The sequence below is a fragment of the Romboutsia sp. genome (genome assembly GCF_056995035.1).
On record NZ_JBXKIW010000041.1, the window covers coordinates 53,319 to 73,327 of the forward strand.

Consider the following 20,009-nt stretch of genomic DNA (forward strand, 5'->3'; position numbering starts at 1 on the left):
TAAATTGAAGACTTTTTTATATTTGGATAATTATAAAATTAAAATAAAGGGTGATAAAAAATGACAGAACAAAACTTAAGTTTGATTAATGAAATTCGAAGAAGAAGAACCTTTGCAATCATTTCTCATCCCGATGCAGGAAAAACTACATTAACTGAAAAGTTTCTATTATATGGTGGTGCCATTCGTGAAGCAGGATCTGTTAAATCAAGAAGGTCTCAAAAACATGCAGTGTCTGACTGGATGGAAATTGAAAAGCAAAGAGGAATATCTGTTGCATCAAGTGTTCTTCAATTTGAATACAATAACTTTTGTATAAATATTCTTGATACTCCAGGGCATCAAGATTTCAGTGAGGACACTTATAGAACCCTTATGGCAGCGGACAGTGCAGTAATGGTTATTGACTCGGCTAAAGGTGTTGAAGATCAAACAAAAAAACTATTCCATGTTTGTAAAATGAGAGGAATACCAATTTTCACTTTTATCAATAAAATGGACCGTCAAGGAAAGGATCCATTTGAGCTACTTGAAGATATTGAAAATGTTCTAGGAATTCGCTCTTGTCCAGTAAACTGGCCAATTGGTTCTGGTAAAGAGTTCAGAGGTGTGTTTAACCGTCACAAAAATCAAGTTGAGCTATTTAATGATGGTAACCATGGACAAGCTATTGCTAAGTCTACAACTGGAGATATATCTGATGAAAAATTTAATACTTTATTAGGTGATGCTCTTCATGAACAACTACTAAATGATATTGAACTTTTAGATATTGCTGGGGATAATTTTGATTTAGATCAAATACTAAATGGTGAATTGACACCTGTATTCTTTGGAAGTGCCCTTACTAACTTTGGTATAGAGCCATTTTTGGAGTCATTCCTAGAAATAACACCACCTCCAAAGCCTCGTAGCAGTAATTTAGGTGATATTGATCCTGAATCAAATAATTTCTCAGGATTTATATTTAAAATTCAAGCCAATATGGATAAATCTCATAGAGATAGAATTGCATTTATGAGAATTTGCTCTGGTAAATTCGAAAAAGGTATGACAGTAACTCATGTACAAAGAAATAAAAAGGTTAAGCTTGCACAACCTCAACAGTTTGTAGCGCAAGACCGTGTTATAATAGATTCAGCTTACCCTGGTGATATTATAGGGATACACGATCCAGGAATATTCAATATTGGTGATACATTAAGTGAAAAGCAATCAAATTTAGAATACACTGGTATACCACAATTTGCTCCTGAACATTTTGCAAGGGTATCTACAAAGAATGCTCTTAAAAGAAAACAGTTTTTAAAGGGACTTACACAATTATCAGAAGAAGGTGCTATACAGATATACAAACAACCTAATTTTGGTATGGAAGAACCTATTATAGGAGTAGTTGGAGTTCTCCAATTCGAAGTTCTAGAATATCGTCTAAAACAAGAATATGGAGTTGATATGCTAATGAGCACATTACCTTACCGTTATATACGTTGGATTGAAGCTGATACTTTTAAATCTGATAACTTTTCAATGACAATGGATACAATACTAGTTGAAGATAAAAATAGAAATCCAGTATTATTATTCCAAAATGAATGGTCTATTGGACATATAACTGAGAGAAACAAAAATTTAGTCTTAAGAGAAACTTCTTTATAAAATTAATTATAAAAATAAACCACGATATCACATCGTGGTTTATTTTATGCATTAATGTATTGCCTTTTTTCCATATCTCTTACCTGATGCTTCTACACTTCCTACAGTTACCAAAGCATCCTCATCAAATCCATGTATTATAGATTTTAATTTGGCAATTTCAAGTCTCGATACAACAATATAAATTACCTTTGTCAATTCACCTTTGTAAGCTCCTTGACCATCAAGTAAAGTTACTCCTCTTCCAAGTCTTGATGATATAGCAGAAGCTATATCAGTATATTTTTCTGAAACTACAAATACAGCTTTTGATTCATCTAATCCTTCAACCGTAACGTCTATAGCCTTATAAGCTATAAAATATGCTATAAGTGAATACATAGCTCTATCCCATCCGAAAACAAATCCTGATCCACCTAATATAAATACATTAAAAAACATTACTATTTCTCCTATAGAAAAAGGTGATTTTCTATCCAACATTATTGCAACAATTTCAGTTCCATCTATAGATCCACCATTACGTATTATAAGTCCTACCCCTATTCCTAATATAATACCTCCGAAAACTGTTGCTAAAAATATATCTTCAGTTATCCCTGGAATTGGATGTAGTATAGATACTCCTATTGAAAAACATATTACAGAAAATAGAGTCGAAATAGCAAATGTTTTTCCTATTTGCTTATACCCTATTATAAAGAAAGGTATATTGAGTATAAATGTAAATAAACCAAGAGGAAGTTTAGTAAAGTAACTAGTTATTATTGAGATTCCTACTATTCCACCATCTATTACATTATTAGGTATTAAAAAGATTTCAAGTCCAACTGATGCAAGTGCTGCACCTAACATCATAAAAAAAACTTTACTAATATTGAGTGCGGTATTTTTTTGTTTGTTCATATTCATCATTCCTTATTTAATATTTATATATGTGTATATATATATTAGACTATTTTTTTAATATTTTTTTAATTAGTCAACTTTATAAGATTTTAATGTATGAAATAGGCGAGTATACACCTTTATTTTATATTATATATTAAAATATTCAATTTTTCTAATTTATACTTTTTTTTAATACACCCCCTTTATGTTAATTCATTAACGGCATAAATATATTTTCCAAAATCTCCTCTAATAAATTAATCTTTATGTTTTTTTGTAGCCTATGTAAATATATTTCTTCGTCTACATACGAATATTTCAAACATAAATATCATATTTGTATGAATATTTATAGAATATAAAGTCTATATTGATAAATAAATACTTTATTCCCAATTTACTAATTGAATATATATTTAGCATTATTCATATATATATTAATGTTAAATATATTAATATTTTTAGAGAGGTGTTTTATGAAGGTTATTAAAGGAAATATAATTTTCACCCCTACATATGATAATTTTGAAATTATAGAAAATGGATACATAGTTTTATCAAATAACAAAATAGTTGATATTTCCAAAAAATTTCCTAGGAAATTCAAAAATTATGAATTAATAGATTATACAGACAAATTAATAATCCCTGGCATGAATGATTTGCATTGCCATGCCTCTCAATTTAGAAATATTGGTCTAGCCATGGACAAGGAATTACTTCCTTGGCTTAATGATTATACATTTCCTGAGGAATCTAAATATAAAGATGTTAATTATGGCGAAAAGATGTATTCTAGATTCGTCAAAGAAATATATAAAAATGGAACCACTAGAGTAGCTGCATTTGCAACTATACATAAAGAATCTACAATGAAGTTAATGGACCTTTTTATAGAGTATGGTCTTGGTGCTTATGTTGGTAAGGTAAATATGGATAGAAATTCATGTGCTAGCCTCTGTGAAGAAACTAATGAATCTGTTAATGATACTTTGGAAATAATTAAAGAATATCTAAACAAATCCGATTTAGTTAAGCCTATAATAACACCTAGATTTGTACCTACTTGTAGCGAGGATTTATTAAAATCTCTTGGTAACTTAGCACTTAAATTTAATTTACCTGTACAATCTCATTTATCAGAAAATATAGGTGAAATAAATTGGGTAAGAGAGCTTCATCCAAATTCTGAGTTTTATGGCGATATTTATGATAAGTGTAATTTATTTGGAGACACTCCTACACTTATGGCTCATTGCATTCATTTGACAAATGATGAAATCGAGCTTATGAAAAATAAAAATGTATATGGCATTCATTGCCCTACTTCAAATGCTAACTTAGCTAGTGGAATAATGCCTATAAGAAAACTTATAAACCATAATGTTAAACTAGGCTTTGGTAGTGATATAAGCGGTGGTCATAGTTTTTCAATATTTAAAACTATGGTTTATGCTATAGAGTTTTCTAAGCTTCTATGGGCACAAAATAAAGAATATGATTTTTTAAGCCTTAGTGAGGCATTTTATATAGCTACTAAAGGTGGCGGTTCTTTCTTTGGAAATGTTGGAAGTTTTGAAAAAGATTATGAATTTGATGCTCTTGTTATAGATGATTCTGAACTTAATTTTGATAATTATAGTCTAGTTGAAAGATTAGAAAGATTTATTTATCTAGGGGATGATAGACATATTTACCATAGATATGTAAGTGGAAAATTGATATAGCAAAGTAGTCTAGGAAATATATTCCTAGACTACTTTGCTATATATTAGCATAATTTTAGTACATTCCAGCATTTCTTCTAAGTTCTATTTTTTGTTTACCTAATATAAATCGATATATTTCTCTTTTTTGTCTATTATTTAAATCATCTAACTTTATATGATACAGATACTTACCATTTGTAAGGTTTGTTCTTTTGTTTATTATTGTACTTCTTACTCTATACATTCTATTATCTAGCTCAAATGTTATTTTAATTTTTTTATTTTTATATAAGTGCTCGTTACTTTCCATAAGCATACCACCTACACTTATATTTTTAGTACTACCTCTATATATTTTTGATTCACTTAATGGCAATGTATAACTAACATCTAAGTTTATAGGTAATCTAAAATTATCTCTTCTTTGTTTTTTCTCTATAGTAGAATTAATATTACCTTTATAATATATAATATCATCTTTTATTATTTTTTCAGTTATATAAATTTCAGTTGTATATAATCCCGTGTAGCTTACAAATTCTAATTCAATAATTTTACCCAATTTATATCTAATAATATTCTCTTCATCAACAGGGCATCTAAAAACCACTTCTCTGTTATGCAGACTTTCTGCGTATGTTGTATATATCTTATTATGATAACTTATATGTACCACCAAATCTATATCCTCTTCTAATATTGGTGTATACTTATTTATGGATTTTTCTATAGCTTTTTCCTTATATTTTGACGATTTATTCTTAAATAAGTTAAATATCACTTTATCCCCCCTCTTTCGTATTTATATAACCACCTTTAATATATTGTATACATTATATTAAAATTATACCATAAAAAAATGACTTATAAAGAAGTCATTTTTTTATTAATATTCAATCATTATTCAACTATAGGACTTAATATTTTAAAAGTATTGACATCAATTAATCCTTTATCAGTTATCTTCCACTTAGGACTTGTTGATAACGCTAAGAAAGATAAATGCATAAATGGTGCATGTATAGTACCTCCTAAATCTTTACTAACAGTTTTCTCTAAACTTACTATCTTTTCACTTACCTCACTACCAGTAAGTTCATCAGTTATAAGCCCTCCAACTGGAAGTCTTAATTCATCTAACACTCTACCATTATTTACAACTGCTATTCCTCCACCCATTTCTATAACTTTATTTACTGAAACCACCATATCAGTTATGTTAGTTCCAACAACAGTTATATTATGAGTGTCATGGGCAACACTTTCTGCAAAAGCACCTTTTTTAAGCCCAAATCCTTTTACAAATGCCTTACCTATATTATTATTTCTTCCATATCTTTCAACACAAGCTATATATAATAAATCGTTAGATACATCTGCTTCTACTACACCTCTATTAACATTTGCTACTTCTTCTAAACTTTCAGTTAAGTTTTGGTCTGGTATAGCCTTAATACATCTAACAGCTACTTCTTTTTTATCACTTCTTATTTCTAAATCAGATTCCACTAATTTCTCTCTTTTTACAGAGTTTTTAACAGTATTAGGATAAGTGTATTTTGGTAAGTCTACTAAAAGTTCACCTTCTGATGCAACTAATTTACCTTCTATAAATACAGCCTCAACATCCATTTCCTCTAGATCATTTATTATAGCTATATCAGCTACCTTAGATGGTGATAATACTCCTCTATCTTCAAGATTAAAGTATGTTGCAGGGTTTATAGTTACCATTTGTATTGCTTCAACAGGATTTACACCTTGCTTTATAGTTCTTTTTACTATTTCATTCATATGTCCTAATTTTTCAAGGTCTTCAGCAACCATATCATCAGTTGCTAGTATACATCTTCTAGAATCTAATTTTTCTTCTGTTATAGCTTTAATACATTCACCCATATTCTTTTGAGTAGAGCCTTCTCTCATAAATACATACACACCTTGTCTTAACTTTTCTACACATTCTTCTTTTGTAGTAGTTTCATGACAAGAGCATTTTCCCCCAGTACATACTATATGAGCTGCAAGTTCTTTTCCATATAAATCTGGTGCATTTCCATCTACTACTTTTCCTATACTTTTTGCATATGTAGTTGATGCTAATAAGTCAGTTATTACTTCAGGAGTATTTTTATATACATGTTTTGCATTACTAAATCCTTGAAGTTCGCCTATTCCTATTATATTTTTATAGTTTAGTAAATCTTCCATATCTTTAGAATTTACATCAACACCAGCAGTTTCTAAACTTGGACAATCTGGAGTAAGTGCTGGTACTACAAATCTAACATAATTAGGCACATGATTTGCCTCATCTGCCATGGCTTTCATTCCGACTGGTCCTAGTGCATTTCCTATTTCGTGTGGATCTGCTATTAATGTAGTTGTTCCTGATGGTATTGAAAGTCTTGAAAACTCTGTTACTGTAAGCATACTACTTTCAAAGTGCATGTGAGAGTCTATAAATCCTGGTGTTAGATACTTATCGGCTACATCTACAACAACAGTATCTTCTCCTATTAAATCTTCACAGTCTCCAACAAGTAATATGTGCTTTCCTTTTATAGCAATGTCTGCTGTATAAACTTCTCTTGTTAGTACGTTTACTACATTCCCCCCATACAAAACAACATCTGCATAGTATTTGTTACTCATAAGAGTATCTATCAACTCTTTGTATTCCATTGCTTGTTTTATATATTTCAAGGTTAATCCTCCCATACGTCTATATTATCGATTATCCCAATTATTGCAGCATTTATTGATGAATCGCGTTTTTTAGCTGCATTTCTAGCTGCTGTTCCTTCTGTATATATAACTACTTCTCCAATTCCTGCTCCAACCGTATCTACTGCAATTAATGGTTTACCAGAATATTCTTTTTTGAAATTTAGTGGTTGAGTTATCATTAACTTGCTTCCTAATAAGGTATCATCTTTTCTCGTTGCTACTACCGTACCTATTATCTTTCCTATTTGCATATGTTTTTCTCCTATTCATCTTTATTTTCATCAAAGATTACTTCTATTTTCTTTTGTTTTATATAGTCACGAGCCATTGGAGTTATTATAGAATTTCTTGGTGTGATTAATTTTTCGTCCTTAGAGTTTAATATATCATTTAAAGTTATTACTAATTTTTTTTCTTCTTTATTTAATTTATCTATACTTTTCTTTTCTTCTTGTATACTGTTTAATAATTTTATAATTTCATTTATTTTAGGATGATTTATAGGAACCATTATAAATGAATTGCTATCAAGTTTAACCTCGCTATTATCTTTTAAGTTATTTTCTTTAGTAATGTTATTTTTTACATATTCTTTTAGCATTGTTTTTGTTGTATTATCAATTTGATTTATATTACTACTCAATTTTTTTAAGATACTTTCAGTTAAGCTTTTTTTACTTTTCATTTAATTAATCTCTACTTAACATAACTCTTTCAACTTCAGAGTGCGGTCTTGGTATTACATGAACTGAATGAAGTTCTCCAACATTTCTTGCAGCGTCAGCTCCTGCATCAACCGCTGCTTTTACTGCTCCTACATCACCACTTACCATAACAGTTACTAATCCAAATCCTATTTTTTCATATCCCATTAACGTTACATTTGCAGATTTAACCATAGCATCTGCTGCTTCTACTGCTCCTACTAATCCTTTAGTTTCTATCATTCCTAATGCTTGCCCCATAATCTATACCCCCTGAATTTTAATTATTTTTTATTTTTTATATTATTCTTCAGAACTTTCCTTAGAGTTTGCTTTGTCTTCTTCTTTAATTTTTGCTTTTCTCTTAGATTCTTTTTCTTTCAAATTTTTCTTGAATTCTTTTATTAAAAAGTCCACTTCTTCGTGTGGTCTTGCAATTGTTCTACTTGAAACTACTCTTCCTACTTTATTTCCAGCATTAACCCCTGCTTCTACTGCTGCATTTACTGCCGCTACTTCTCCAGCTATATGTACAGTTATGCTTACTGCTTTTTCAACCCCAATTACCTTATCAAATCCAACTAACGTAATATCTGCTGCTTTACTTGCTGCATCTAATGCTGCTATTGCGGATGTAAGTCCTATTGCTTCTATCATCCCTAAGGCTTTTCTCATAGTAATCCCCCTTATTTAGCTAAATCTTTTAAGCTAATCATATTTTTATTTTGTTTATCTTTAGGGCTTTGTTTTACAGAGTTGTTATTTGAATTGTTATCTAAGCTTTTTAAACTTTTCATTTCTATTTTATTTATCTTATTCTCACTTTTTTGAGTTAATTTTTTAATCACCTTATTTTCAATTACTTTGTTGCTTTTATTGTTTAGTTGACTATTTTTTAAAGAAGTTAAATTTATTTTAGTGTTATTTTTATCTAATATGCTTTTTAACATCTCTTCTTCTTTTTTATTTATATTATTAACAGCTATACAATCATATTTCGATGTATCATCTTTTTTATTAAGAGCTTTCTTTGATATATTCTTCATTATAGTTTGAGCTAGTGGACTTGCCATTTATTTCACCACCTATAAAATTTTGCTTACTTCATCATGAGGTCTTGCTATTACGTTTGTTGATATTATTTCTGCTATTTTCCTTGCACTTTCCTGTCCATTTTCAACTGCAGCTTGTACTGCTGCAACATCTCCCCTTACTATTGCTGCTACAATTCCTGAGCCTACTAAGTTTATATCAACCAATTCTACATCCGCAGATTTTAACATCGTATCTGCAGCTTGTATTGCTCCTATCATACTTTTCACTTCTACTATTCCTAAAGCCTTCAAATTTTTCACCCCTCTTAAAGTAGGTTAAGCTTTTATTATTTAAAAATAATTATCTATATTTATATTCTCGTAATTTGGGATTATTGCTCTATCAAATAAATCTACATTCAATGGCTTTGTTGCATCTATTCCCATTTTATCACTAAGACCTCTATAAACATGAGATGCTTCAAGACCACTTCCTAAAGCATTTTTGATTATAACTACATCTTCACTTGCCTGTACTCTAGATGCTAGTGCAAATTCAACATCTTTGTAGTTATATATATCAACATCGCTATCAACGACCACTACATGTTTTAAATCTTTGCTACTTCCAAGGGAAGAAAGAATTGCACTTTTTCCGTCACCTTCATTTTTTTTATTTATACTAACTATTGCATGAAGTCTACATCCCCCACCAACAGTTACATTTATATCAGCTACATCTACAATACTACTTAATGCGCTATACATTTCAACTTCTCTTATAAGTCCATTTGATAAATGTTCTTCTCTACAAGGGAATGCATGTTGAAATATTTTATTATCTCTATGCATTATTGTTTTTATTTCCATTACAGGATTTGGAGCTACTGCCCCGTAATATCCCATAAGTTCACCAAAAGGACCCTCTACTACTTTTTTGTTAGGAACAATATGACCTTCTAATACTATTTCACAGTATGCAGGTACTTCTATATCAACACTGTGACATTTTACAACTTCTAATGGCTCTCCCTTTAAAGCGCTATATACCTTATGTTTATCAAGTCCATATTTTGAAGAACTTATTTGAGATGCTATTAAATACTGCGCATCATAACCTAAAACTACTGCACATTCTATAGGTTTATTATTTTCTTCACTTTTTTTAATAATTTCTCTTAGATGTGGAGATGCACCAGATATTAATGCACTTATATTTGTTTTTGAATTTATTTGAAATCTTCGAACTGCCATGTGAGTATCATTAGTTTCTGGATCTTTAATTATAAGCATTCCAGAAGTTATAAAGCTTGAAGAGTCTCTTTCATGTGACGTTGGTATTGGAAACATTTTTGAAATATCTATATTCTTAGTTATAACATTTTCTTTAATGGGGCCAGTACTACTTTTTCTTACAGGTTTAGGATTTGCTATTGCATCCATAAACTTAAATATTCTATTATCTTTATTCATATCCATTAGATCATAAAATATTTGTCTATTTCCATAAAGTCCACCAACTAAAGAAGTATCATGTCCTTCTATATTATTGAATATTATCGGTACTTCATTGTCAAAATATCTCAACACTGCACCTAATTCAAATTTAGGATTTACTTTTTTATTACAAACTTTTGTATATCCTAATTCTTCTAGTTTATTTAATGTGTATCTTAACATTTGAGTTTCCATATTACTCACCCCATCTATGTAGTAAATTATGCTCTATGCCTAATTGGTCTAAACTTCTTCCAACTATAGAAGTTACTATATCACTTAAATCTTGTGGATGATTATAAAATCCTGGTGTAGGAGGCATTATAGTTACTCCTATTTGAGATAGTTTAAGCATATTTTCAAGGTGTATAGAACTTAATGGAGTTTCTCTTGGAAGTATTACTAAATTTCTTTTATCTTTAATGCAAACATCAGCCGCTCTTGTAAGTAAACTATCACTATAGCCCATAGTAATTCCTGCTAGGGTTTTCATAGAACAAGGAACTATAATCATTCCATCAGTTTTAAATGACCCACTTGAAATTTTTGCTGCTAAATCATGATTTTCATAGTAGTAGTTAGCCATTTCTTTAAGCTCGTCTAAAGTAACACCGCACTCATGGTTTACAACATATTCTCCCATATTTGATACTACTAAATGAGTTTCTATATTAAGCTCTCTTAAAGCCTCTAATATTCCAAGTGCATAAATTGCACCGCTTCCTCCTGATATTCCTACAATAATTCTCATAAAACTTCCCCTCTTATTTAAAGTTTTATCTATTTTTAATTTTAGGTAATTACAAAACACAAATTTTGCAATTACCTAATTAAATGTATTATTCTACTTTATTTTCTTTGTCTCCACCGCCAGCCCATGGATCAATTCCTTTTTCCCAAGACTCTATATATTCATCTATTTTCATAAGCTTAGTAAATAGACTTAAATCTCTAAGTCCTGCTTCATGCATTTCATCATTTTTAGAATGTACTCCATCACTTAAAGTTATAACTTTATAAGCATTGTATAAAGCATCACTTGCAGTACTTCTTACACAAACATTAGTCCAAACACCAACAACTACAACTGTGTCTAAGTTTTCTTCTCTCAAATATAAATCTAAATCGGTGTGAGCAAATGCACTATGTCTTCTCTTAGGTATAGTGTACTCCTCACCTTGTGGGTATAATTCTTTTATAAAATCAGAACCCCAAGTTCCTTTAACTGCATGAACTGGTCTTACTCTAAAGTCAGCATCATTTTTTCTATGAGCTTCTTGTATGTGTATTAATTGTATATCATCAAGACCTCTTGCATTTCTTTCCCTTACCCATGCAAATAATTTTTGTAAATCAGGTATTATTTGCTCTCCTCCTGGGCATCTTAAAGGAGCTTTCTCTCCTACAAAATCATTTAACATATCTATAACAACAATCCCATGTCTTGGCATTTTATATCCCCCCATAAATTATATTTTAAGCAACGGATATGACCGAGTGTATACGAGTGTCATATCGTTATCGACATGAAGTAATTTTGACGACACGCCGTTCAATTCCATCTATATTTTAATAAGTTATTTTTCTATCTAATTTCATTATTTGTACTCTCTTCGTAAATTTACCAAATCCAGGCTTAACCATTATTCCTTTAATATCTTTAACGTGGTCAACTATAACTTCTGGATGGTCTTTTCTATAACTTACTTTGTACTCTCCACTAGTTAATTCATCTGGATTATTAAATAACACATCATAATTTTCTAAACTACCTAAAATTCCATCTTCTTCATCTTGGTATACTAAATTGCCTCTAACTACAGTCTTTTGTACTTTGCCTTTTAACTGCATTCCTTCAAGTGGAGTGTATCCACACATAGATACCATAGTTTTTGGATCTATAGTCCACTGCTTATCTAAATCTATTATAGTGAAGTCTGCATCAGACCCTATATTTAAAGCACCTTTTTTGGGATATAATCCATAATGTTTCGCTGCATTAGTGCTTAATATTTCAACTAACTTGCTTAAAGATATTCTCCCTTTGTTATACCCTTCGCTTACTATAACAGGAACCATAGTTTCAACACCTGGGATTCCTGGGAATGAAGTCCATATATTCATTCCTTCTTTAGCTTTTTCACTTTCTATTTCATATGGAGCATGGTCTGTAGCTATAAAGTCTATGCTTCCATCATTTATACCTTGCCAATGTTCTTCATTATCTTTTTTAGTTCTAAGAGGTGGAGCTATTTTTGCAAGAGGTCCATATTTAGTCATTGCTTCTTGATAATTTAATGTTAAATAATGAGGACAAGATTCACTTGTTACACTTAAACCTCTTTGTTTAGCATCTTTTACAAGTTTTGCTCCTATTCCAGTACTCATATGTACTATATGAAGTCTAGCACCACTAGCTTCTGCAAAACTTATTCCAAGTTCTATAGCAACTTTTTCAGCTAATTCCATTCTTGCTTCTGCCCAAGCTGGTCCATCTAATCTTCCTTCTTCTCTAAACTTATTTACATAGAAATCACACATAGCAAAGTTTTCTGCATGTATTCCTATTGGAAGACCAGTTTTAGATACTGCCTTGAAACATTCAAACATTTCAGGGTCTGTAACTCTTGGATATGTTGGAACTGATGGAGTCATGTATACTTTAAAAGCTACTACCCCATAATCTGCTTGTTCTTGAACATTGTGCATCCAACCTTCTCTAACATCTTCTCCTGTAACTCCTCCCCACATAGCGTAATCTACTACTGCTTGTGGTCCACATATACCTAGCTTTGTTTCAAGTTGTTCAATACTTCTAACAGATGGCACTGAACAACAAGGCATATCTATTATAGTTGTAACTCCTCCTGTTGCTGCTGCTGCTGTTCCTGTTAAGAAGTTTTCTCTATGTGGAAATCCTTGATACATAAAGTGTGTATGAGAATCTATACATCCTGGAAGTGTTAAGTTCCCATTAGCATCTATAACTTCTTTAGCATCTATATTATTTATATCATGTACAAAACCTGCTATTTTTTCATCTTTAACTAATATATTTGTAAGTACTGTATCATCACCTTGAGGTATTCTTGCATTTTTTATAATTACATCTATCATTTTTTATCCCCCTACATATCCATTAAATGAGTTTCTAAAACTTGTTCCTTTTTGAATCCTTCTAATCTAAAGAAGTACTCAAAGCTTTCTAATATGTAATCTAATTTTATAGGTCCAACAAGCTCAGTTCCAGTAACCATAACTCCATATCTTTCTGCTTCTCTTTTTACAAACTCAAAAGCTCTATGCATTGGAGTTTTTGAACAATCAAGTAAGTTCATTGAAACTACTACTCCTTCTCTTTCAGGGAATTTTATTCCAACAGCTCTTACTGTAGAAAATCCACCACTTGGTCCTCTAAGACCTTTAGCTATTTCTTTAGCTATTTGAACATTTTCTGTTCCTAAAAATATATTATAAGCAGTAAGCCCATCACATTCTGCACTACATATAGTGGCTCCTGCAGTTTCACTAAGTAATCCATCTACACTTAAATCTGGTTTTCTATTTTCATATTCTGCTACTCTTTCTTCATTTTCTTTACTTTCTTTTAATAAATCTCTTAAACCTTCATACTGACCTGCTCTTATGTACGCAAATGCTTTTCTATCTTCATTTCTTGCTGCTTCACCAGCAAAGAATACAGGAATTTTAGTTTTTTCATGTAATTCTTTTCCTATCTCTTTTGCTAATTGTGTACATTCTTCTATTGTTATATCTTTAAATGGGAATATAGGAAGGGTATCTTGAGCCCCTATTCTTGGATGAGAGCCTTTATGTTCTCTCATATCTATAAGTTCTATAGATTTTGCTGCCATATTAACTAAGGCATCTTTGACAGGTTGTGGTTGCCCTATGAAAGTTACAACTGTTCTATTAAAATCATGTTCTGGTTCATAACTTACTAGTTTAACACCTTCAACTTTTCTTACTTCATCAACTATCTTTTCTATAACGTTACTTCTTCTTCCGTCACTGAAATTTGGTACTGCTAGTACATATTGTTTCTTTTCCATTTCACTTATCTCCTTATAATTTAATTTTCAAATTTTTAAGCAGATAAATTATTAAAACAAGCAAATCTTCATTTATCCTAAATTTATAATTTCATGAAATACTAGCTGCTGTATAAAAACATAATTTTCTACATACTAAAAAACCTTTTCAATTTTTCTAATAAATAGATTTTTGTTTATGTGCTTGTTTAATAAATTATATTTTCATAACTTCATGAATATAACTTATTAAACAAAATTTTTAGGAGGAATTTATTTATGAGTTTAAAAGTTATTGATTTATCACAAGAAATATTTCAAGGAATGTCCGTATTTCCTATGCATCAACCTACTTTTATAATGACTAACATGACACATGAGGAAAATATGGAAAACACAGGAAGTAAAACACTAGGTTTTTCTGCTAGAAATTTACTTATAAGTGAGCACGGTGGTACTCACTGTGATGCAGTTTGGGAATATAAACCAAGTGGTAAAACTATTGAAAATATGACTCTTGAGTACTTTTTTGGAAGTGCCATTTGTATAGATTTATCTCACATTCCTTACAGTAGATACATAGAAGTTGAAGATATAAGAAAGGCAGTAACAAAATCAGGACAAGAAATAAACAAAGGTGATATAGTTCTAATGTATAGCGGACATTATGATAGAAACTTTGGCACTGATAAATGGCAGACGCAGTACTCTGGACTTAGTTATGAAGGTGCTAAATACTTAGCTGAATGTGGGGTTGTAAATATTGGTGTAGATGCACCTGCAATAGATCACCCTGATGATTTAGATTTTTCTGGTCACTTAATTTGTGGAGAGTATGATATAACTAATACGGAAAACTTATGTAACTTAGATAAAGTAGTTAACAAAAGATTTTTATATTTTGGACTTCCCCTTAAAATAAGAGGCGGCTCTGGTTCACCTATAAGAGCAATTGCACTTTTAGAAGAATAGTTAAAAATGTGTCATTAAATTTAGTTAACGTTCCTATACTATAATATCGGTACTAATATATCACTAGTAAAATTTAATATTGAGGAGGAATATTATGAATAAAAGTAATTCTTCTCAAATGATAAAAGAAGATTTTTCTCAAACGATAAAAGAAGAAAGAAGTTCTAGTTTGCTTTATCAAATTAATGATAAACCAAACCTTCAACTTTCTATACTTCTAGGATTTCAACACATTGTAGCAGCTTTTGGAGGTATAGTTGCTGTTCCCTTAGTTGTTAGTAGTGCTTTAGGTCTTGATGTTTCCACAGCTGCCATGATGGTAAGTGCTGCAATATTTGTTGCCGGTTTATCAAGTATAATTCAATCTAAAGGGATTGGAAAAATAGGAGCAAGGCTTCCTTGTATAATGGGGACTACATTTACATTTGTAGATCCTTCGATTACCATTGGTAGTTCCATTGGTGTTGGCGGAATATTTGGTGCTACAATACTTGGGTCATTCATACCAATGATTCTAAGTAGATTTATAAAGCCACTTATGAAATTTTTTCCACCTGTTGTTACTGGTACGGTTATTACACTTATAGGACTTACACTTATTCCTGTTTCAATGGATTGGTGTGCTGGTGGCGTTGGATCTACTACATATGGAAGCTTAACTAATATTAGCATATCTTTAATGGTTATGATTATAGTTGTATTATTAAATAGGTATGGTAAAGGAATTTTTAGTACCGCTTCGATACTTGTTGGTATGCTTATAGGTTACTTAGTTTGTATTTCTCTAGGATTTGTTGACTTTACTCCTATAAAAGAAGCTTCTTTTATAGGCCTTCCAGGAATACCTCTTATCTTAAAACATGGGATTAAGTTTAGTATAATTAGCGTTATTCCTTTTATAGTTGCTTATTTAGTAACCACTATAGAAACAGTTGGATGTTTAATAGCTGTAGGGCAGGCTTGTGAAAAAGAAACTACTAGCGAGGAGTTAAGCCGTGGAGTTTTATCTGATGGTATTGGAAGTTGTATAGCAGGATTTTTGGGTGTAGGTCCCAATAGTACCTTTAGTCAAAATGTAGGTCTTATCCCTATGACAAGAGTTGCTAGTCGTCATGTTGTTATTATGGCTGGTATTTTACTGATGATACTTGGAATATTTCCTAAACTTGGAGCTATCGTTGCAACTATACCTAACCCAGTTTTAGGTGGTGCTGGTATTGTAATGTTTGGTTTTGTTGCTGCTAGTGGTATTAAAACTTTAAGTAGTATTAAGATGAATAATAGAAATCTTCTTATTATAGCAGTTTCTATTGCTTTAGGTCTTGGTATAACTACTAGACCTGATTTGTTATCTAATTTACCAAATACACTACAAATGTTGTTTGCATCTGGAATAAGTACTGGTACTATAGCTGCCCTACTTCTTAATATTTGCTTAAAAGAAGAAAAATAGCAAAATTTTATTTACATATTAAAGAGGGTGTCTCAAAATACATTCTGTAAATTTTGAGATAGCCCTATTTTAATTCCAATTATATTTTTTAAATAAAGTATTTTCACCAACAACTATATATATCCATTGGAGGCAACTGTTGTTATTAATAATTAGATATAAAAATGTTATTGAAAGGTACATTTTTTAATAATAGTATTTCCATCTACTACCTGGACGATTTGAAAATTATATCCTAACCCAAGTTTTTTTAATTCTGGATTTGAAGTTCCAACACAATATAATGTATATATTTTCTCTGTATTCATCTTAACCTCTGTATTTAATATTTGACCAATTCCATCTGATGGAAGAACTACTACTTGGTAAGTTTCTGCAAGAATTTCCATATATTCATTTCCACTGTTACTTTCTACTTTTCTAGCTAATTTATATCCACTTGATACCATAAGAAATATCAGTGAATCTGGAGTTAAATTATAAAATCTAGCAACTGATTTATTAGGTTTTGGTTCTTGTTCAATATTGTCTATTATCGGCACTAGTTTTAAATTAGTTAAATCTCCTGTAATTGCAATGGTCATTAATTGACCTCCTATTATTTCTACATTATCAACTTCAAGAAGAGGATTATCTTTAGTATTAGCTAAATAAACTTGTATACTATATTTTCCTCCTGTTCCAGGTACATAAGAGCTAGTTTGTACTGCTTTTAAATCTTTAGCTAATAAAAATTCATTATTCATATATACATCTAAAGCTCCTGGTTTAATTAAAGAATTAAATACTCTAATAAATGAATATTGAGCAGTTAAACAAGCAGGTAATTGCGAATCCGTAAATTGACGGTGATTATAAAACATAAAAACACATCCTTATTATTTAATATTAGTGTATCGCTAATATTATTATATGAATATAAATAAAAATTGTTATGATATGCCTTCATTAATTCTCCGTAATTTAACTCCACGAAATCATGACTCACGTAAATTCAAGTATTTTATTTCATAATTTTTCTTATTAAATCCACTTTTTTATTGTATGGTGGAAATACTAGCTTAATGTCAATCTTAGATGATCTTTTGACTATACCCTTTTCATAAGTAAAAGTCTTAAAACTACTATGCCCATGGTATTTACCAATACCAGATTTACCTACCCCACCAAATGGAAGATATAGGGATGCAACATGACTTATAACGTCATTTACACATCCTCCACCAAAAGTAAAATCATTTATTACTTTCTCACTGAACTTTTTATTTTCTGAAAATACATACAATGCAAGCGGCTTTTCATACTTATTTAAGTAAAATTCTATATCTTTCATATCTTTATATTTTATAACTGGCATTATAGGGCCAAAGATTTCATCTTCCATAACTTCATCTAAGTATGTAACATTACCTAAAATAGTTGGTGATATATATCTGTTTTGAACGTCTATATCTCCACCAAATACTATCTTTTCACTATCCTTTTGTAGTATGTTGCTAAGTCTTTTCATGTGTCTATCATTTATAATTCTTCCATAGTCACGATTTTCTTTTATATTCTCTGCGTAAAATTCCTTAACTACATTTTTAGATTTTTGTATGAATTGATCATATATATCTTCATGTACTAAAATATAATCAGGTGCTACACAAGTTTGCCCTGCATTACTAAATTTACCCCATACTATACGCTTAACAGACACGTCTAACTTTGCAGTATTATCAACTATTACAGGTGATTTTCCACCTAATTCTAAGGTTACTGGAGTTAAATGCTTACTTGCTTTTTCCATTACTATTTTACCTACATTTACACTTCCTGTGAAGAATATGTAATCAAAAGGTAAGTCAAGTAATTCACTATTTACGGTGTAATCACCCGTTATTATATCAACATAATTTTTATCAAAGGTTTCTTTTATTATTTTAACTAAGACTTTTTCTACATTAGGTGTAAATTCAGAAGGTTTTATAATTGCTGTATTTCCTCCTGCAAGTGCACCTATTAATGGCTCTATACTTAATTGGAAAGGATAATTATATGGACCTATTATTAACACACATCCATACGAACTATTGTAAACGTATGATTTTCCTAGGAGTTGCGCTACATCATTTTTTACTTTTTTTATTTTACTCCATTTTTTAATGTTCTTTATAGCATAGTTTATAGATCTATATATAAATCCAACTTCTGATGAATATGCTTCAAATTCAGATTTACCTAAGTCCTTATATAATGCGTTTATTATTTCATCTTCATATTTTTTTATTGTCTTTTTCAAATTTTGTAGTGATTCTATTCTATTTTTTATACTTATATTTCCTAATTGTGATTTATATTTTTTTTGACTATTTAGTATTTCTTCATAATTATTCAAATTAACCATCTCCTAATTTTACTTATATATTTAATTATACAACAAAAACCGCATTGAGAAATGCATCTCAACGCGGTTTTATATATTTATAATCTTAAAGAATTCCTTCTTCTTGATACTTTTGTAAAGTTTTAATTATATAGCTTAATGTACAGAAATCTTTATCTAAGTTTTCTTCAATAATACCTAATCCTTTTATTAAAGTTTGCTCATCAAAGTTTTCTAATAATATCATCATACTTATAGGACTAACAGATCCTGTTTTTGTATCTAATACTCTTGCAGCCTTTACAAAGCTATTATTCATTGCACCTTTTGCAGCTTTTTGTAAAGATTTACTAACTTCTAACTTTGGCATTTCATCAAATATCTTAACATCATCAGATAAATTTAAATTTATAGCTTTACTTATATCTGTGCCTACAAATATAACATTTTTAAATTCTGCTCCTTTAAAATCTACACCCTCTAGGTTAGCTGAATCAAATATTGTATTTTCAAACTTAGCACTTTTAAATTTACTCTTTTTTAAGTTTGTAGCAACAAATTCTGCAGATTCAAATGTACCTTCGTGGAAATCACATGATTTAAACTGTGCTCCTCTAAAACTTGCATAGTTGAAGTTTGAACCTGAGAAATCACAGTTGTAGCAATTGCTTCTTCTTAAGTCTTTGTACATAAAATTCTTATTTAGTTTCTTTATATTGTTGTAGTTAAATTTATCATTTACAGTTTTCTTTATATCCATTTTTTCCTCCATCTAAAATATCTATTATTTTAGTTTATTATGTTTTATTTTATATACTCTATATGTTATTGCTCAAAATAAGTATATTTATTCTTATATTTTATATAAACACTTAGCATATAAAAAACTCCCATATCAAAAGATATAAGAGTTTTTATTATACTTTATTGGTTGCGGAGG

21 protein-coding genes are annotated in these 20,009 nt (G+C 30.1%); 4 read left to right on the forward strand and 17 right to left on the reverse strand.

Annotated elements, in window-relative coordinates:
- Positions 1-60: 60 nt before the first annotated feature.
- On the forward strand, positions 61-1,659 hold the full coding sequence (locus tag AC11VW_RS04750) for a peptide chain release factor 3 (protein WP_484300249.1): 1,599 nt from the start codon (positions 61-63) through the stop codon (positions 1,657-1,659).
- A 51-nt stretch (positions 1,660-1,710) separates the two neighbouring features.
- On the opposite strand, the gene AC11VW_RS04755 is transcribed toward AC11VW_RS04750, so the two are convergent.
- Positions 1,711-2,565, reverse strand: coding sequence for a YitT family protein (locus AC11VW_RS04755; protein ID WP_484300250.1), 855 nt, complete (start codon positions 2,563-2,565; stop codon positions 1,711-1,713).
- A 461-nt stretch (positions 2,566-3,026) separates the two neighbouring features.
- Here AC11VW_RS04755 and AC11VW_RS04760 point away from each other — a divergent pair, with 461 nt between their 5' ends.
- Positions 3,027-4,277: an amidohydrolase family protein gene (locus AC11VW_RS04760; RefSeq protein ID WP_484300251.1), complete on the forward strand. Its 1,251-nt coding sequence runs from the start codon at positions 3,027-3,029 to the stop codon at positions 4,275-4,277.
- A 55-nt stretch (positions 4,278-4,332) separates the two neighbouring features.
- Here AC11VW_RS04760 and AC11VW_RS04765 read toward each other — a convergent pair whose 3' ends face one another.
- From AC11VW_RS04765 to ftcD, 13 genes are all read right to left on the reverse strand, one after another.
- Positions 4,333-5,040 (reverse strand): flagellar brake protein, encoded by a 708-nt coding sequence (locus tag AC11VW_RS04765; RefSeq protein ID WP_484300252.1) that lies wholly within the window; start codon positions 5,038-5,040, stop codon positions 4,333-4,335.
- Positions 5,041-5,159: 119 nt separating this feature from the next.
- Entirely contained in the window at positions 5,160-6,965 is a 1,806-nt protein-coding gene (ade, locus tag AC11VW_RS04770) for an adenine deaminase (protein ID WP_484300253.1), read from the reverse strand.
- A 2-nt stretch (positions 6,966-6,967) separates the two neighbouring features.
- Entirely contained in the window at positions 6,968-7,240 is a 273-nt protein-coding gene (locus AC11VW_RS04775) for a EutN/CcmL family microcompartment protein (RefSeq protein WP_484300254.1), read from the reverse strand.
- 11 nt (positions 7,241-7,251) lie between these two features.
- The gene (locus AC11VW_RS04780) at positions 7,252-7,674 is read right to left on the reverse strand and encodes a hypothetical protein (RefSeq protein ID WP_484300255.1); all 423 of its coding nucleotides are present in this window, start codon (positions 7,672-7,674) and stop codon (positions 7,252-7,254) included.
- Between the two features lie 4 nt (positions 7,675-7,678).
- The gene (locus tag AC11VW_RS04785) at positions 7,679-7,957 is read right to left on the reverse strand and encodes a BMC domain-containing protein (RefSeq protein ID WP_484300270.1); all 279 of its coding nucleotides are present in this window, start codon (positions 7,955-7,957) and stop codon (positions 7,679-7,681) included.
- 39 nt (positions 7,958-7,996) lie between these two features.
- On the reverse strand, positions 7,997-8,368 hold the full coding sequence (locus AC11VW_RS04790; RefSeq protein WP_484300256.1) for a BMC domain-containing protein: 372 nt from the start codon (positions 8,366-8,368) through the stop codon (positions 7,997-7,999).
- A gap of 11 nt (positions 8,369-8,379) precedes the next feature.
- Positions 8,380-8,766: a hypothetical protein gene (locus AC11VW_RS04795; RefSeq protein ID WP_484300257.1), complete on the reverse strand. Its 387-nt coding sequence runs from the start codon at positions 8,764-8,766 to the stop codon at positions 8,380-8,382.
- 12 nt (positions 8,767-8,778) lie between these two features.
- Positions 8,779-9,039 carry a BMC domain-containing protein gene (locus AC11VW_RS04800; protein ID WP_484300258.1) on the reverse strand — a complete coding sequence of 87 codons (261 nt, stop codon included), beginning with the start codon at positions 9,037-9,039 and terminating at the stop codon, positions 8,779-8,781.
- A 39-nt stretch (positions 9,040-9,078) separates the two neighbouring features.
- Entirely contained in the window at positions 9,079-10,419 is a 1,341-nt protein-coding gene (locus tag AC11VW_RS04805) for a UbiD family decarboxylase (protein WP_484300259.1), read from the reverse strand.
- A gap of 1 nt (position 10,420) precedes the next feature.
- The gene (locus tag AC11VW_RS04810; RefSeq protein WP_484300260.1) at positions 10,421-10,975 is read right to left on the reverse strand and encodes a UbiX family flavin prenyltransferase; all 555 of its coding nucleotides are present in this window, start codon (positions 10,973-10,975) and stop codon (positions 10,421-10,423) included.
- 88 nt (positions 10,976-11,063) lie between these two features.
- On the reverse strand, positions 11,064-11,675 hold the full coding sequence (locus AC11VW_RS04815) for a cysteine hydrolase family protein (RefSeq protein ID WP_484300261.1): 612 nt from the start codon (positions 11,673-11,675) through the stop codon (positions 11,064-11,066).
- A gap of 118 nt (positions 11,676-11,793) precedes the next feature.
- The gene (locus AC11VW_RS04820; protein ID WP_484300262.1) at positions 11,794-13,341 is read right to left on the reverse strand and encodes a dihydroorotase; all 1,548 of its coding nucleotides are present in this window, start codon (positions 13,339-13,341) and stop codon (positions 11,794-11,796) included.
- Between the two features lie 11 nt (positions 13,342-13,352).
- On the reverse strand, positions 13,353-14,297 hold the full coding sequence (ftcD, locus tag AC11VW_RS04825) for a glutamate formimidoyltransferase (RefSeq protein ID WP_484300263.1): 945 nt from the start codon (positions 14,295-14,297) through the stop codon (positions 13,353-13,355).
- Between the two features lie 258 nt (positions 14,298-14,555).
- Between ftcD and AC11VW_RS04830 the strand changes: the two genes are divergently transcribed.
- Complete coding sequence (locus AC11VW_RS04830) at positions 14,556-15,248, forward strand: cyclase family protein (protein WP_484300264.1); 693 nt, start codon at positions 14,556-14,558, stop codon at positions 15,246-15,248.
- A 94-nt stretch (positions 15,249-15,342) separates the two neighbouring features.
- On the forward strand, positions 15,343-16,701 hold the full coding sequence (locus AC11VW_RS04835) for a uracil-xanthine permease family protein (RefSeq protein WP_484300265.1): 1,359 nt from the start codon (positions 15,343-15,345) through the stop codon (positions 16,699-16,701).
- 167 nt (positions 16,702-16,868) lie between these two features.
- Here the strand turns inward: AC11VW_RS04835 and AC11VW_RS04840 are convergent, their stop codons facing one another.
- The 3 genes from AC11VW_RS04840 to AC11VW_RS04850 form a co-directional block, all read right to left on the reverse strand.
- The gene (locus AC11VW_RS04840) at positions 16,869-17,564 is read right to left on the reverse strand and encodes a DUF4397 domain-containing protein (RefSeq protein ID WP_484300266.1); all 696 of its coding nucleotides are present in this window, start codon (positions 17,562-17,564) and stop codon (positions 16,869-16,871) included.
- A gap of 140 nt (positions 17,565-17,704) precedes the next feature.
- Positions 17,705-19,081 carry an aldehyde dehydrogenase gene (locus AC11VW_RS04845; protein ID WP_484300267.1) on the reverse strand — a complete coding sequence of 459 codons (1,377 nt, stop codon included), beginning with the start codon at positions 19,079-19,081 and terminating at the stop codon, positions 17,705-17,707.
- Between the two features lie 94 nt (positions 19,082-19,175).
- Positions 19,176-19,829: a pentapeptide repeat-containing protein gene (locus AC11VW_RS04850; RefSeq protein ID WP_484300268.1), complete on the reverse strand. Its 654-nt coding sequence runs from the start codon at positions 19,827-19,829 to the stop codon at positions 19,176-19,178.
- Positions 19,830-20,009 lie beyond the last annotated feature (180 nt).